The organism is Algirhabdus cladophorae, assembly GCF_044772865.1.
GTDB lineage: Bacteria > Pseudomonadota > Alphaproteobacteria > Rhodobacterales > Rhodobacteraceae > Algirhabdus > Algirhabdus cladophorae.
On the sequence record NZ_CP173029.1, the window covers coordinates 768,413 to 781,799 of the forward strand.

The window sequence follows — 13,387 nt, forward strand, 5'->3', positions numbered from 1 at the left end:
TACCTCCCAAAGGCAATTTGAGCAGGCAATGAAACGTATTAGACAACATTTGGTGGGGATTACTCAGGGCCAAGTGGTTCTATTTTCCGACTATCTTGATGGTGGGGAAATGTGGACAGGCGAGGGCCAGCGCGTTGTGCGCCGCCGGGTTATTTTTGACGAGGCCTTTGCCAAACCACCCAGCGTCACCGTGAGCATGACTATGTGGGACGCGGACAAAGACACCAACATGCGCGGCGATATCGCAGCCCAAGACGTGCAGGCCGACGGATTTGATCTGGTGTTTGAGACATGGGGCGACAGCCGTTGGGCGCGCGTCCGACTTGGCTGGATGGCGATCGGGGAAGTCATCGATGATGAGGGCTGGCAGCTGTACTAACGGCCTATTTTGGCGAATAGACGCCCTCATAAATGGGGCCCAAAGTCCGTTGATCAAACAGGGACGAGACTGATGTCCCATTCCAGATGTTCAAGATGGCTTGTGCAAAGATGGGCGCTGTTGGCACAATCCGGATCTTTTCGCATTTTTTGACCGACTCTGTGGGTTCGATGCTGTCGGTGATGACCACAGATTTCAGAGTGGAATTTGTGATCCGCTCGACCGCTGGTCCAGACATCACACCGTGGGACATATAGGCGTGGACTTCCTTTGCGCCGTTTTCCAGCAGGACTTCGGCGGCTTTGCAAAGGGTTCCGGCCGTGTCGCACATATCGTCGATCACCACGCAGCGCTTGCCGGTCACATCGCCAATCACTGTCATCTCGGCCACTTCACCGGCTTTCTCGCGGCGTTTGTCGACGATGGCCAATGGCGCGCTGATGCGTTGGGCCAATTCGCGAGCGCGGGCCACACCGCCCACATCCGGTGAAATCACCATGACATCGGACAGATCGCCAAAATGCGATTGGATATCCAAAGCAAAGACCGGGCTAGCATAAAGGTTATCCACCGGCAAATCAAAGAAGCCTTGGATCTGGGTCGCGTGAAGATCCATGGTTAGGACACGTTCGATGCCAGATTCCGCAATCAGGTTCGCAACCAGTTTGGCCGAGATCGGCGTGCGTGCTTTGGTGCGGCGGTCCTGACGGGCATAGCCAAAGTAAGGAATAACGGCGGTGATCCGCGCTGCGGAGGATCGTTTCAACGCATCAGCGATGATCAACAATTCCATCAGGTTGTCGTTGGCCGGATTAGACGTGGGCTGGATGATGAACATGTCTTCGCCGCGTACATTCTCAAAAACCTCGACAAAGATTTCTTGGTCATTGAACCGTTCAACACGGGCGTCCACCAGTCCCAAATCAATGCCACGATGCATCGACATCCGACGCGCGATGGCGGTGGCCAGCGGTCGATTTGAATTTCCAGAAATAAGTTTGGGTTCGGTGGCGTTTGGCATCAGCTGTTGTCCCTGGCAGCGCTCTGTTCATGACAGATTCGTAACGTTGACATCCCCTACCATGCGGTTACCAATCAGCAAAGATTTCATAGGACCGTGGAGGCAAAAATGGCCCATATCGACTACTACTTTACCCCTCTTTCACCGTTCACCTATCTGGCGGGCTCGCGGCTCGAAGATATGGCGGCGGCCCATGGGGCCACGATCACCTACAAGCCTATTGATATCATGGCGCTGTTTGCGGCCACGGGCGGCACGCCACCCAAAGATCGTCACCCAAACCGGCAAGTCTACCGGATGCAGGAACTTGAACGCCGTGGAAAACTCAGCGGTTTGCCAATCACGCTAAAGCCTGCCCATTGGCCGACAAACGCGGCCCCTGCCTGCTACGCGATAATTGCCGCCCAAAATGCGGGTACCGGGGATGTGGGAAAGCTGGCGCATAGCCTGATGGCGGCCTGTTGGGCCCAAGAAAAAGACATTGCCGATGAAAAAGTGATCAAGGAATGTTTGACAGCGGCTGGATTTAGTGATGACCTGACGTCCACGGGATTATTGGTCGGTGCAGAGGTTTTTGCCAAAAACCTCGAAGACGCAGTGGCCGCCGGAGCATTCGGGGCCCCATTTTACATTACGGACAGCGATCAGCGCTTTTGGGGCCATGATCGTTTGGACGATTTGCAGGCCCATCTAGAGGGCCGCATCTAGATGCCATCTGGTTTACGCGCTGGTTTTCGAACTGCGTGGACAGATGCTGGATCAGGCAGCCGCAAGGCGCTTTGGATCCATTGTTCGCTAGCCCGCCTTGGGGTTTGGGAGGGCACCTTGGCAGGGCTGGCGAACACCTATTCCTCTACTGCGTTTGATATGCCGGGCCATGGGGCTGCGGATCCTTGGAATGGCGGCGATGGCCGGGATTATCAGGATGTTACTGCGCAGATTGGCCTGACCTTTTGCGACGGCCCGACCCATGTCATAGGTCATTCCTTTGGGGCTACTGTTGCGCTGCGTATGGCGTTGCTGCGCCCCGATCTGATCAACGCCCTGACCTTGATCGAACCGGTGTTTTTTGCCGTGGCGCATGCGGATGATGATCCCAGCTATCAGGGGCATGTGGAAGATTTTGAACCCTTTGTGGCGGCGATTGATCGCGATGATCGGGTGACTGCGGCACAAGTGTTTACAGACTTGTGGGGCGGGGGGCGCCCATGGGAGAAACTGCCCGCCAAGGCGCAAAGCTATATTACCGACCGCATTCATTTGATCCCGGCAGGTGCGCCGGCGATTGAACAAGACGTGCATGATGTCTTGGGATCCGGCGCGCTGGAACGGTTGGATGTGCCTGTGACGTTGATCGAAGGTGCAAAATCACCGCCCGTTATCGCAGCGATCCAGTCAGGATTAGAACGGCGGCTGCCCCGTGCAACTCGCCACATTATCGACGGGGCAGGGCACATGGCCCCTATGACCCACCCGCAAGCCGTGGCAGAGATTATCCGCGCAGTAGGCTGAGGAACTGATCAACGTCCTGAGAGGTCGTGCACCACGAACAGACCAAACGCGCAGACAGCAGTTCGTCCTCTGGACCCTCTAGATCCTGATCCATTGGCCAAAAATAATAGGCAGCCCCTGCATCATGGGCGCGTTTGTGCCCCCCGCGAGGCCAGCTGGCAAACACCGTGTTGCCTTGGGTTGGATGCATCAAAGAGGCTCCTTCGATGTCGAGGATCCCCGCAGACAAACGTGCAGCTGCATCATTGGCCTGCCGGGCCAATTGCATCCAAAGACCGTCGGTCACATAGGCCTCCATCTGGGCCGACAAATACCGGTGTTTAGAAAATAAATGCCCGCCGCGTTTGCGCCGTAGCTCAAATTCCCAAGCTTTGTCTGGATTGAACAAAACCACTGCCTCAACCCCCAAAAGACCGTTTTTGGTGCCGCCAAAGGTCAGCACATCGACCCCAGCTTTCCACGTCATCTCGGCGGGGGAGGCATTGGTGGCAGCGATTGCATTTGCAAAGCGCGCGCCGTCCATGTGCACAGGCAGATCAAACGACTTTGCAATCGCGGCCAGTTCAGCGACGTCCGAAACGGAATACACTGTGCCATTTTCAGTTGTATTGGTCAGTGTCAGCGCACCGCGTTGTACATTGTGAACCCCAGCGCGGCCCGTAAACGTCAGGGCCTCGCGCAAGGCTTTTGGATCCATCTTGGCATGGTCACCTGCCACCAAGGTGATCTTGGCCCCGCCCGTGAAAAATTCAGGCGCGCCGCATTCGTCTTCTTCCACATGAGAATTGCGGTGGGCAAACACGGTCTGCCACGGCTGGCACAAACAGGCCAAGGCAATGGAATTGGCACTGGTCCCTGTTGCACACAGATACACGGCCGCCTCGGGTGCCTCGAACAGATCGCGGATCTTTTGGCGCACGCGATCCATGATTGGATCATTGCCATAGGGCATTGCGTAGCCTTCATTGGCATCTGCAAGGGCCTGCATCACTTTTGGATGGGCCGGCGAGGTGTTGTCAGAGGCAAAAAACATTCAATCCCCCAAGGGTTCTTCGATGATGTAGTCTTCCCAGTCTTCTTCTGGGATCTCAAACTCGGGCACAGTGATGCCTTGCACGGAAACGCCAGCATCATGCACCGTTTGATCCGTACCTGTGAGCAACGGATGCCAGCTGGGCAATGGGTTACCCTCAAACAATAACCGATAGGCACAGGTTTGCGGCATCCAATAGGCATGGTCGGCGATGTTGGCGGGGGTCATCACAATGCACTCCGGCACAAATTGCTTACGGATTTCATATTGCCCACATTTGCAACTTTGATCGTCCAAAAGGCGACATGCGACACGGGTTAAAGCGACCTCCCCGGTTTCGTCGTCTTCAAGCTTGTTCAGGCAGCATTTCCCGCATCCATCACACAGCGCCTCCCATTCCTTTGGGGTCATTTTGGTCAGGGGCACTTTTTCCCAAAAGTTTTTGCGCAAGCCAGAGCGATCGATGGGATCAGTCATTGAGGATCTCGCGGGCGGTGGCACAATCGGCGTCCATCTGCGTGATCAGTGTATCGATGCTGTCAAAGTTCAGCTCAGGCCGTAGGAACGCCACCAAAGCGACAGAGATTTGTGCGCCATACAGGTCGCCTTTGAAATCAAAAATGAACGTCTCGCAATTGGGGGTGTTTTCCCCAAACATCGGGCGCACGCCGATGCTGGCTGCCCCGTGATAGTTGCCTTGATGGGGCCCACCCAAGACATCGATTTTTACAGCATACACGCCAAATTTGGGCATATGTAGCCCGTGGGTCGCCATGTTGGCCGTCGGATATCCTAGATCGCGCCCGCGTTGATCGCCACGGATCACTTCGCCTTCCAACCGGTGGTAGTGGCCCAGCATGTCAGCGGCGAGGTCCGGTTGACCTTCGCTCAGGGCGCGGCGAATATTTGTGCTGGATACTTCGCCTTTGGGTGTGGCGACCATTTGGGCGATGGTCACACCAAACCCGTAGGTTTCGCCAAAGTCCTTTAGATCCTGCGCTGATCCACCGCGATCTTTACCAAAACAAAAGTCCTGCCCCACGACCACATGGGTCAATCCCAAAGCGTCAGCAATGATATCGCGGGCAAACTCTTGGGCGGTTAAGGCAGCCAAAGCGGGGTTGAACGGGATCTCATAGAGCTTTTGAACACCCAGTTTTTCCAGCCTGTTGGCCTTGGCTTCTGCATTCATCAGCCGAAAGGCCGGGGCGTTTGGCGCAAAATAGCTGCGCGGATGCGGCTCGAACGTCATGATGCCCAGAGGCACGTTTGAGGCAACGGCCTGCGCGCGGGTGATGTCGATAACAGCCTGATGGCCCAAGTGAACGCCATCGAAATTGCCAATAGCCGCGGCAGCGCCGCGATCCGTTGGATCAATAAAAAGGGGGTCTCGAATAATCCGCATAGCCGCTTGGGTAGCGGGGAATTACGCAGGGTTCAAGATCAGTCGAACTTGCGGCTGGGGGCAAGAACGACGGCTTCGCCTTTGAGGACTTTTTTGCCATCGATTTCGCAATGGGTGTCCATCGTGACCTTGCGCTTGGCGATGTCCATGTCTGTCACTGTGACCTCGGCGCGGACCATGTCGCCCGGGCGCACGGGGGCCAAAAACTTGAGGCTTTGACCCAAGTAAACAGTGCCATGGCCCGGCAATTGCTCGCCAATTACAGCGCTGATCAGACCGGCGGTGAGCATGCCGTGGGCAATGCGCCCCTCAAAGATCGTGTCGTTGGCGTAATCATCGTCTAAATGCACCGGGTTATGGTCCGTGCTGACCTCTGCGAACATTTCGATATCGCGATCTGTGATGATCTTTTGCAGGGAACGGGACATACCGATTTCAATGTCTTCGATACAGATTGTGCCGCGTGGTTGATTGTCCAACATATCACATTCCCTTGGTAATAAATGCACGACATTACCGCCGTATACGCAACTTTATTACTTTGCAACTGCAGCAAAGGCAAGGGGTATTTGCGCTATCTTAGAAAGCCAATCGTATAGGTCGGATCCCATTTTTCTGTTTCAAGGTAGCGGCTTAGCGCCTCTGGGTCCGGTTGGTGCGACGTTTTGGTCTCGGTTGCGGCCAGCCCGCCCGAGATGAATAGGGAATCGATGTCTTCGCCCACGGCGCCTGCGATGTCGGTCAAAATGCCGTCGCCAATGGCCAGAATATACTGGTTTTCGACTGAAACACCCAGTGCGGCCAGCCGCCTGCGGGCCAAATCATAGATCGGTGGGTGAGGTTTGCCGAAATAGAGGCTTTCGCCGCCCATCTGCGTATAGAGTTGTGCCAAGGCCCCTGCACACCATTCCCGCGTTTCGCCACGGTCCACCACAATATCGGGGTTCGCGCAAAGCAGTTTCAGCCCGTTTTGTTTGGCAAAGAGGAAATCAGCGCGGTTCACATCGGGATCCGCCATGGGATCAAACGGACCGCAGCACACGATGCCCTCGGCTTGGTCCAAGGGGACCTGAGTGATCGACACAGGGTCCGCGATCAGGTCCAGCGGGTCAAAGAAGTTTTGGTCATGGGGTTGTCCAATAAAATAGACTTTCTCGCCCACAGCACCGGTGAACATGGCCGCGCGTGCACTATCGCCCGAAGTTGCAATGCTGTCCCAGCAGTCCTTCGGCACCCCGATTTTGTCCAACTGCGCCGCAACGCTGGCACGGTGGCGGGGGGCGTTGGTGACCAGCACAACCTTGCCGCCGCTTTGGCGATAGTTTTGCAAGGCGCGCACAGCCTCAGGAAATGGGGTCAGCCCATTGTGCAAGCACCCCCAAAGATCCACGAAAAGCGCGTCGTAGTTTTGCGAGACTTCTGACAGGTGGGTGACAATCTGGGTCATAGGGGGTCCTGAAATTGAAAAAGGTGGGCCGTATTCAGCCCACCTTACATCAGGTTCGCAGTCCAAAAGAAAGGGCTGTCACCCTTGTCTTGGATCAGACCTTTAGATTGGGAATGATTTGTTTTTTGCGGCTCATAATACCGGGCAAAACGACGCTGTCGCCGCTCACACTTGCGTCAAAGGATTTTTCTGCGACAGATTTGACCGTGTCATTCTGGACCAAAAGCGTGGCCTCCTCGTTCAAAATGTCGACCACGAACAGCAACACATGATCAACGCCGTCTTCTGTTGCCACCTCCGTCATTGACGACAGCAAGCTCGCTTTGCGATCCAAAACGATGGCAGGCGCGGTGGTTTCCAGAACCGATACACGGAATTTGGTGCCGTCTACGGCATATTCTTTGCTGTCCATGCGCAACAATTCTGCGTCGGAAAACGCGCTGACGTCGGATTTCGCGGCGAACATTTCGGCGGCGTAGTCAGGGATGCTGAGGCCCAGATCGGCTGCTAAAGTTTCAGCCAGTGCCTTGTCCACATCTGTGCTGGTTGGCGAGCGGAACTCAAGCGTATCAGACAGGATACAAGACAGAACCAAGCCCTTAATGGCGTCGGGCATATGGGCTGCATGGGGGCCCATCAAGTCGTGCATGATTGTGGCCGTGCAAGCCAGTGGCCGGACTGTGATATCAATCGGACCTTTGGTTTCCAGACCACCAACCAGTTTGTGATGGTCAATGATTGCGACCACATCTGCGCCATTGATGTTGGCGGGCAATTCGGCTGGGTTGTTCGTGTCCACAATAATGCAAGGTTGATCGTCGGCCACGTCGTCAATGATCTGCGGCGCGTCAAATCCCCAGCGATCCATGACAAACGCCGCCTCTGTATTGGGCGTGCCCAACAGGGCTGCTTTGGCGTCCCCGCCAGTGTGGTTCACAAACCATTCCCAAATCAGAGCGCTGCCTGCGCTGTCGGTGTCGGGGGCTTTGTGGCCAAAGATCATTGTGGTCATTGCGGTTTTCCAAATACTGTCATTTTGCCTGCTTATAGGAGGGGTGATGCATGTTGTCACGCAAGCAAACTGCGCCATCTTGTCCTGACTGTGTGATAGGGCCTAGTTGCGCAGCGGCTTGGAAAATTGCGACATCGATGCCCGGGTCGTCGTGCGTTTTTGGGCCAGCGGATTGGGCAGGCTTTCCGGGTCCAGATCGTCGTGGGTGCAGACTTTGTTTCGGCCCATTTGTTTGGCCTGATAGAGCGCGCGGTCAGCGATTTTGAGCAGGTCGATCACTTGTTGTTGGCCATCCGTCATTGTTGTGACCCCGGCCGAGACAGTGATCGCGGGCAAAGCAGCCCCCGCATAGCGCACGGTCAAATGGGCCATGGCCCGGCGAAAGTCTTCGGTTAGTTCTTGGGCGGCTTCAAGAGTAGTGTTGGCGGCCAGAACGATGAATTCCTCGCCGCCGATACGGCAGGGCGAGAGACTGCCAGTGAACATTTCGCGCATTTTGCTACCGATCGCTCGTAACACCAAATCGCCGGCGTCGTGACCGTGATGATCATTGAATTTCTTAAAGTGGTCCACGTCGATTGAGACGATGCTTAACGGCACGCCCTCAGACCGGTAGCGCGATAGTTCTTTGTGGGCGGCCTCCAGTAACCAGCGTCTGTTCCAAAGGTTCGTCAGCGGGTCGCGTACCGATTGATCCTCAAGTTCTTGGCGTAGGCGCACATTTGCAACGGCCAGACTGATCTGTTCGGCGCACAGCAATGCGATGTCCCAGCGCCGCTTAAAAAAGGCGTGATATTCAGAGGAGGCATCAGCGCCCTTGAGGTTGGGTTGGTCCCAAAAGTTTAGATGCAGCAAGCCAATGGTTTGGCCATGCGCCGTAATTGGAAGGCAGAAGTAGGGCGCATTACCATGATCGTGCTCTACGTGATCGCACTTAAACTCAATGTCCTGAGCGCCGAAAGAATAGGCCCGACCGCGACGCAAGGCCCAACAATCGGTTGCTTCCAATTGTTTGGTGTCCGATGTTTCGCCCCATTGGGCGGCAAGGTCGAGAATATTGCGCGAATTTGAATAGAGAAACAGCTGGCCACCCGCCTCGGGGATCATCGTCTTGAGGGATTGTTCTACGACTTGGAGCAGTTCCTCAATTGAGCGCGCCGAATACAGCCATTCGCTGGTTTCGCTCAGTTGTTTGCGTTCCTTTTGGCGTTCTTGCTCGCGCTCAAGGGCGTTTTCTGTGATGCGTTCCAACTCTTTGCGGGCACTAATGTCACGTGAAGAGGACATGTAATGCGTGTGTTTTCCGTCCGCATCAAAGATGGGCACGATCCGAGATTCCATCCAAAATTCTTTGCCGTCTTTGCGGTAATATATAACTTCGATATCGACAGGACGCCGCAGCCTCAGCGCCTCTTTGATTTTGGCGAATTCGTCTGCGTTGGTGTCTGGGCCTTTAAGAACCTCGTCGGGGCGGCGGCCCACAAGATCATCAAGGGTAAATCCAGTCATGCGTTCAAAGCCCGCGTTCAACCATAACACGCGGTCTTCATGGTCTGTGACCAAAAGGGCATCGCTTGAGTATTCAGCCGCAAGGCTGGCAAACGTTGCATGGGCTGATGACAGCTTTGAAGGCAAGATTGTTATTCCGTTAAATTGGACCCGCCTACATCTGAGGCAAAGCCGTTAATATTCCGCGAAACAACATGATCCGTAAGGGAAAGTCCGCAAAATTCTATGTCGAGTTTTAATTACTCTGAGGCTGCATTTTTTCCGCTGTCGGGCAGTTGACTCTGTTCTGGGCGCTGCCTAAATAGCCCTCTGTTAGCACTCGCGCGAGGTGAGTGCTAAATGGGAGAAACTTTGAGCGAGGAGCTACAAAGATGGCATTCACACCGCTACATGACCGCGTATTGGTCCGCCGCACTGAAGGCGAAGAGAAAACCGCTGGTGGGTTGATTATCCCCGATAGCGCAAAAGAAAAGCCAGCCGAAGGCGAAGTGATCGCTGTAGGCGAAGGCGCACGCAAAGACAGCGGCGAATTGATCGCAATGGCTGTTAAAGCGGGCGACCGCATTCTGTTCGGCAAATGGTCCGGCACAGAAGTCACTGTTGACGGCGAAGAGCTGTTGATCATGAAAGAAAGCGACATTTTGGGTCTGCTGGCCTAAGCCGCCACACCAATCTTTCGTACCAAACTGTAATCTTAAGACGAGGATAAAGCACAATGGCTGCTAAAGACGTCAAATTCGACACGGATGCGCGCGATGCAATGCTGCGCGGTGTCAACACACTGGCAAACGCTGTAAAAGTGACCTTGGGTCCAAAAGGCCGGAACGTTGTTCTGGACAAATCTTTTGGCGCACCGCGCATAACCAAAGATGGTGTATCCGTAGCCAAAGAGATCGAACTGGAAGACAAGTTCGAAAACATGGGCGCGCAGATGGTCAAAGAAGTTGCGTCCCGCACCAATGACGAAGCGGGTGACGGTACAACAACTGCTACAGTTCTTGCCCAAGCCATCGTCAAAGAAGGCATGAAGTCGGTTGCGGCTGGCATGAACCCGATGGATCTCAAGCGCGGCATCGACATGGCTACAAGCCAAGTTGTTGAAGCCATCAAATCCGCATCCCGCCCTGTCAACGACAGCGCAGAAGTTGCCCAAGTTGGCACAATTTCTGCCAACGGCGAAGCTGAAATCGGCGGTCAAATCGCTGATGCAATGCAAAAAGTTGGCAACGAAGGCGTGATCACTGTTGAAGAAAACAAAGGTCTGGAAACAGAAACAGACGTTGTTGAAGGCATGCAGTTCGACCGCGGTTACCTGTCGCCATATTTCGTGACAAACCCAGACAAGATGGTTGCAGACCTTGAGGACTGCCTGATCTTGCTGCACGAGAAAAAACTGTCCTCGCTTCAGCCAATGGTTCCATTGCTCGAGACTGTGATCCAGTCCGGCAAGCCACTGTTGATCATCGCAGAAGACGTTGAAGGCGAAGCCTTGGCGACACTCGTTGTGAACAAACTGCGCGGCGGTCTGAAAATCGCAGCTGTTAAGGCACCTGGTTTCGGCGATCGCCGCAAAGCCATGTTGCAAGACATCGCGATCCTGACAGGCGGTCAAGTGATCTCCGAAGATCTGGGCATGAAGCTTGAGTCTGTCACAATGGACATGCTGGGCACAGCCAAGAAAATCACCATCACCAAAGACGAAACAACAATCGTTGATGGCACCGGTGAAAAGGCCGAAATCGAAGCACGGGTCAACCAAATCCGTCAGCAGATCGAAGAAACAACATCCGACTACGACCGTGAAAAACTGCAAGAACGTGTTGCCAAACTGGCAGGCGGTGTTGCTGTGATCCGCGTGGGCGGCATGTCCGAAGTCGAAGTGAAAGAGCGTAAAGACCGCGTCGACGACGCCCTGAACGCGACACGCGCTGCTGTTCAAGAAGGTATCGTTGTGGGTGGTGGTGTTGCACTGGTGCAAGCTGCCAAAACACTCGACGGTCTGTCGGGTGCGAACAACGATCAGGACGTAGGCATCTCGATCGTGCGTAAGGCGATTGAGGCTCCAATGCGTCAGATCGCTGAAAACGCAGGCGTTGACGGCGCAGTTGTTGCTGGCAAAATCCGCGAAAGCGACGACGTGTCCTTCGGCTTTAACGCCCAGACAGAAGAATATGGCGACATGTTCAAGTTCGGCGTGATCGACCCTGCCAAAGTTGTGCGCACAGCGCTTCAGGATGCGGCCTCTGTTGCGTCCTTGCTGATCACAACCGAAGCAATGGTTGCAGACAAGCCATCCAAAGACGGCGGCGGCGCCGGCGGCGGCATGCCCGACATGGGCGGCATGGGCGGCATGATGTAAGATTTCGTTTGGCCCTTCGGGGCCAAACAAATCTGGTGGTGACAGGCGATTGCAAAATCGCCGAGAGCCACACCCCCGAAAATCTGGGAGCCACTCCCACCCCAAAGGGCCTGCCTCGCGCGGGCCCTTTTTTGCTAGCGTCCGCACAAAGCCCAGACCTGCATTACGCCTACCGCAGCACGCTGCACCCGCATTCAGCGGCGAACAGCCCGCAAGCAAACTTGTTTGGTCCTCGGTGCGGTTTCCGCGGCGGACTGTCTGACGCTGGTCAAACGTCAGTCACACGCCAAAGCTTGGGCGCGATTCGCTTTGATCTGAATGTGCGGTTCAGCTTGGCCCACGAATCCCGCAGGCCAACAGTTACGCCATCCGCCGCCGTGCGACGATCAAACCGCCAAGACCGGTTAGCAGCAACAAACCACCTGCGGGCAGGGGCACCGGGGCGAGCACGGACAAAGAGGTCACCTGACCGCTTACTGCGCAGCTAATGCCAAGGCACGTGCCAAAGCGCGATGGTTGTTGCGAGGAAGGTGCGCCCGTTGGGGCCTGAAAGCGGTAGGCGACCCCTAGAATAAAAAGATCTGAAAGGTCGCCCGAGTTTGCCAATGCCAGCAACGCGGCCAGATCCATTGGGTTTGGTGCTGTGCCACTGTTGTACAATAAATTGAAATCTATTTGCTCGCGCGGATCAGAGGTTGGCGCGTTCGCAACAATCGCGTTAAAACCCGCAGTCAGGCCAAAGTTAGTATCCTCGGTGATGGCCTCGAATTGGCTGGAATTCACATTCAAAGACTGACTGCCAAGCCCGTCAATCGAAAAAACCTCCGATGTGATTGCATTAGTATACTGCTTTTTGGCACCCCCAAAAAAGGCGACAGGCACAATTGTGTCATCCAAAGTGACACGCAAGGTCCCCTTGGTCCCATTTGCAGGCCCACTGTTCGCATAATATGAACTATCATTAACAGTGAAGCCAAAATCTAGCGTGACAGTGGCTGCGTTGGCGGCCGTGGCGGTGAAACCAATGGACAGTGCAGCCAATGCGCCGCGAATTGTTTTTGAAAAAGCCAGGAAGTCCCCAAAGTTATTCTAAAAATTAGCTGTGGTAAAAACCAGCAGATTCGCCCAGAGTGACCTAGCGAAAACCAGCTGTGCTACCTGCGGCGGCATGTCAAAATTTCCGACATGGGCGGCATGATGTAAGATTTGGTTTGGCCTTCGGGCCAAACAAATCTGGCGGAGGCAATCGTCCCGTGGCGCTGCGTGATGGGTTCGAGGCGGCGACGGCCTTTAGCCCGCCTCGTTGGGATCGAAAGAATGGTGGATGTGTGCGGCTTTCCATGCGCCATTCTCTTTCAAGAGCGCAAAAGTGCTTCGAACACCGGGTACTGGCGCGCTTTGGTATCGCAAAATCGCCGTCACAAGTAGGGTATTGCCAACAGCGAGCGCGTGTAGATCCTCAACGATTAAAGGCTCTATCGTACCGGACTCGCTTTGCTTTCCAGTCTTGAAAAACGTGGAAACTTTGCCGAAATGGTCCTCAAGGTCTGGCGAGTCACATCCGGGGTGATTGTCCCAAAACTTGGTGAAGTTTTGAGGTGAATACAGGGCCTTCAGTGCATCTAAATCTCTTTTGTAAAAGCACGCGTTGTAGCTATTTATAAAGTCCAGTGCTTCTTGACGGGCTTGATCGCGCGTACGCATCCCAAT

15 protein-coding genes are annotated in these 13,387 nt (G+C 54.8%); 5 read left to right on the top strand and 10 right to left on the bottom strand.

All coding sequences use genetic code 11. The features are described 5' to 3' along the window. The first annotated feature begins 28 nt into the window (after nt 1-28). Nucleotides 29-379, top strand: coding sequence for an H-type lectin domain-containing protein (locus tag ACIRQ6_RS03685; protein ID WP_420862788.1), 351 nt, complete (start codon nt 29-31; stop codon nt 377-379). A gap of 4 nt (nt 380-383) precedes the next feature. Here ACIRQ6_RS03685 and ACIRQ6_RS03690 read toward each other — a convergent pair whose 3' ends face one another. Continuing rightward, nucleotides 384-1,400, bottom strand: coding sequence for a ribose-phosphate pyrophosphokinase (locus tag ACIRQ6_RS03690; RefSeq protein WP_420862789.1), 1,017 nt, complete (start codon nt 1,398-1,400; stop codon nt 384-386). Between the two features lie 108 nt (nt 1,401-1,508). On the opposite strand from ACIRQ6_RS03690, the gene ACIRQ6_RS03695 reads away from it, so the two are divergent. Continuing rightward, nucleotides 1,509-2,108 (top strand): 2-hydroxychromene-2-carboxylate isomerase, encoded by a 600-nt coding sequence (locus ACIRQ6_RS03695; RefSeq protein ID WP_420862790.1) that lies wholly within the window; start codon nt 1,509-1,511, stop codon nt 2,106-2,108. After that, nucleotides 2,109-2,912: an alpha/beta fold hydrolase gene (locus ACIRQ6_RS03700; RefSeq protein WP_420862791.1), complete on the top strand. Its 804-nt coding sequence runs from the start codon at nt 2,109-2,111 to the stop codon at nt 2,910-2,912. Here ACIRQ6_RS03700 and ACIRQ6_RS03705 read toward each other — a convergent pair. The 7 genes from ACIRQ6_RS03705 to ACIRQ6_RS03735 form a co-directional block, all read right to left on the bottom strand. After that, a complete protein-coding gene (locus tag ACIRQ6_RS03705) occupies nt 2,893-3,945 on the bottom strand; it encodes a threonine aldolase family protein (protein ID WP_420862792.1) in 1,053 nt (350 codons plus the stop codon). The genes ACIRQ6_RS03700 and ACIRQ6_RS03705 overlap by 20 nt on opposite strands. Further along, complete coding sequence (locus tag ACIRQ6_RS03710; RefSeq protein WP_420862793.1) at nt 3,946-4,422, bottom strand: YcgN family cysteine cluster protein; 477 nt, start codon at nt 4,420-4,422, stop codon at nt 3,946-3,948. Continuing rightward, entirely contained in the window at nt 4,415-5,350 is a 936-nt protein-coding gene (locus tag ACIRQ6_RS03715; protein WP_420862794.1) for a bifunctional riboflavin kinase/FAD synthetase, read from the bottom strand. Before ACIRQ6_RS03715 ends, ACIRQ6_RS03710 begins: the two co-directional genes overlap by 8 nt. Nucleotides 5,351-5,388: 38 nt before the next feature. Next, entirely contained in the window at nt 5,389-5,832 is a 444-nt protein-coding gene (locus ACIRQ6_RS03720; RefSeq protein ID WP_420862795.1) for a MaoC family dehydratase, read from the bottom strand. A gap of 92 nt (nt 5,833-5,924) precedes the next feature. Then, nucleotides 5,925-6,797, bottom strand: a complete 873-nt coding sequence (locus tag ACIRQ6_RS03725; RefSeq protein WP_420862796.1) for a TIGR01459 family HAD-type hydrolase — start codon at nt 6,795-6,797, stop codon at nt 5,925-5,927. 94 nt (nt 6,798-6,891) lie between these two features. Next, a complete protein-coding gene (locus ACIRQ6_RS03730; RefSeq protein WP_420862797.1) occupies nt 6,892-7,809 on the bottom strand; it encodes a manganese-dependent inorganic pyrophosphatase in 918 nt (305 codons plus the stop codon). 102 nt (nt 7,810-7,911) lie between these two features. After that, nucleotides 7,912-9,444 (bottom strand): sensor domain-containing diguanylate cyclase, encoded by a 1,533-nt coding sequence (locus tag ACIRQ6_RS03735; RefSeq protein ID WP_420862798.1) that lies wholly within the window; start codon nt 9,442-9,444, stop codon nt 7,912-7,914. A gap of 245 nt (nt 9,445-9,689) precedes the next feature. On the opposite strand from ACIRQ6_RS03735, the gene ACIRQ6_RS03740 reads away from it, so the two are divergent. Together ACIRQ6_RS03740 and groL are read left to right on the top strand one after the other, a co-directional pair. After that, nucleotides 9,690-9,977 (top strand): co-chaperone GroES, encoded by a 288-nt coding sequence (locus tag ACIRQ6_RS03740; RefSeq protein ID WP_420862799.1) that lies wholly within the window; start codon nt 9,690-9,692, stop codon nt 9,975-9,977. Nucleotides 9,978-10,033: 56 nt separating this feature from the next. Beyond that, nucleotides 10,034-11,677 (top strand): chaperonin GroEL, encoded by a 1,644-nt coding sequence (gene groL / locus ACIRQ6_RS03745; protein ID WP_420862800.1) that lies wholly within the window; start codon nt 10,034-10,036, stop codon nt 11,675-11,677. Between the two features lie 360 nt (nt 11,678-12,037). Here groL and ACIRQ6_RS03750 read toward each other — a convergent pair whose 3' ends face one another. Next, nucleotides 12,038-12,718, bottom strand: coding sequence for a VPLPA-CTERM sorting domain-containing protein (locus ACIRQ6_RS03750; RefSeq protein ID WP_420862801.1), 681 nt, complete (start codon nt 12,716-12,718; stop codon nt 12,038-12,040). A 249-nt stretch (nt 12,719-12,967) separates the two neighbouring features. After that, entirely contained in the window at nt 12,968-13,381 is a 414-nt protein-coding gene (locus ACIRQ6_RS03755; RefSeq protein WP_420862802.1) for a YybH family protein, read from the bottom strand. Nucleotides 13,382-13,387 lie beyond the last annotated feature (6 nt).

What these genes read in the sequence shown, in the direction of transcription:
- ACIRQ6_RS03685 (WP_420862788.1), top strand. Translation starts at nt 29, where the DNA reads ATGAAACGTATTAGACAACATTTGGTGGGGATTACTCAGGGCCAAGTG.
- ACIRQ6_RS03690 (WP_420862789.1), bottom strand. Translation starts at nt 1,400, where the DNA reads ATGCCAAACGCCACCGAACCCAAACTTATTTCTGGAAATTCAAATCGA.
- ACIRQ6_RS03695 (WP_420862790.1), top strand. Translation starts at nt 1,509, where the DNA reads ATGGCCCATATCGACTACTACTTTACCCCTCTTTCACCGTTCACCTAT.
- ACIRQ6_RS03700 (WP_420862791.1), top strand. Translation starts at nt 2,109, where the DNA reads ATGCCATCTGGTTTACGCGCTGGTTTTCGAACTGCGTGGACAGATGCT.
- ACIRQ6_RS03705 (WP_420862792.1), bottom strand. Translation starts at nt 3,945, where the DNA reads ATGTTTTTTGCCTCTGACAACACCTCGCCGGCCCATCCAAAAGTGATG.
- ACIRQ6_RS03710 (WP_420862793.1), bottom strand. Translation starts at nt 4,422, where the DNA reads ATGACTGATCCCATCGATCGCTCTGGCTTGCGCAAAAACTTTTGGGAA.
- ACIRQ6_RS03715 (WP_420862794.1), bottom strand. Translation starts at nt 5,350, where the DNA reads ATGCGGATTATTCGAGACCCCCTTTTTATTGATCCAACGGATCGCGGC.
- ACIRQ6_RS03720 (WP_420862795.1), bottom strand. Translation starts at nt 5,832, where the DNA reads ATGTTGGACAATCAACCACGCGGCACAATCTGTATCGAAGACATTGAA.
- ACIRQ6_RS03725 (WP_420862796.1), bottom strand. Translation starts at nt 6,797, where the DNA reads ATGACCCAGATTGTCACCCACCTGTCAGAAGTCTCGCAAAACTACGAC.
- ACIRQ6_RS03730 (WP_420862797.1), bottom strand. Translation starts at nt 7,809, where the DNA reads ATGACCACAATGATCTTTGGCCACAAAGCCCCCGACACCGACAGCGCA.
- ACIRQ6_RS03740 (WP_420862799.1), top strand. Translation starts at nt 9,690, where the DNA reads ATGGCATTCACACCGCTACATGACCGCGTATTGGTCCGCCGCACTGAA.
- groL (WP_420862800.1), top strand. Translation starts at nt 10,034, where the DNA reads ATGGCTGCTAAAGACGTCAAATTCGACACGGATGCGCGCGATGCAATG.
- ACIRQ6_RS03755 (WP_420862802.1), bottom strand. Translation starts at nt 13,381, where the DNA reads ATGCGTACGCGCGATCAAGCCCGTCAAGAAGCACTGGACTTTATAAAT.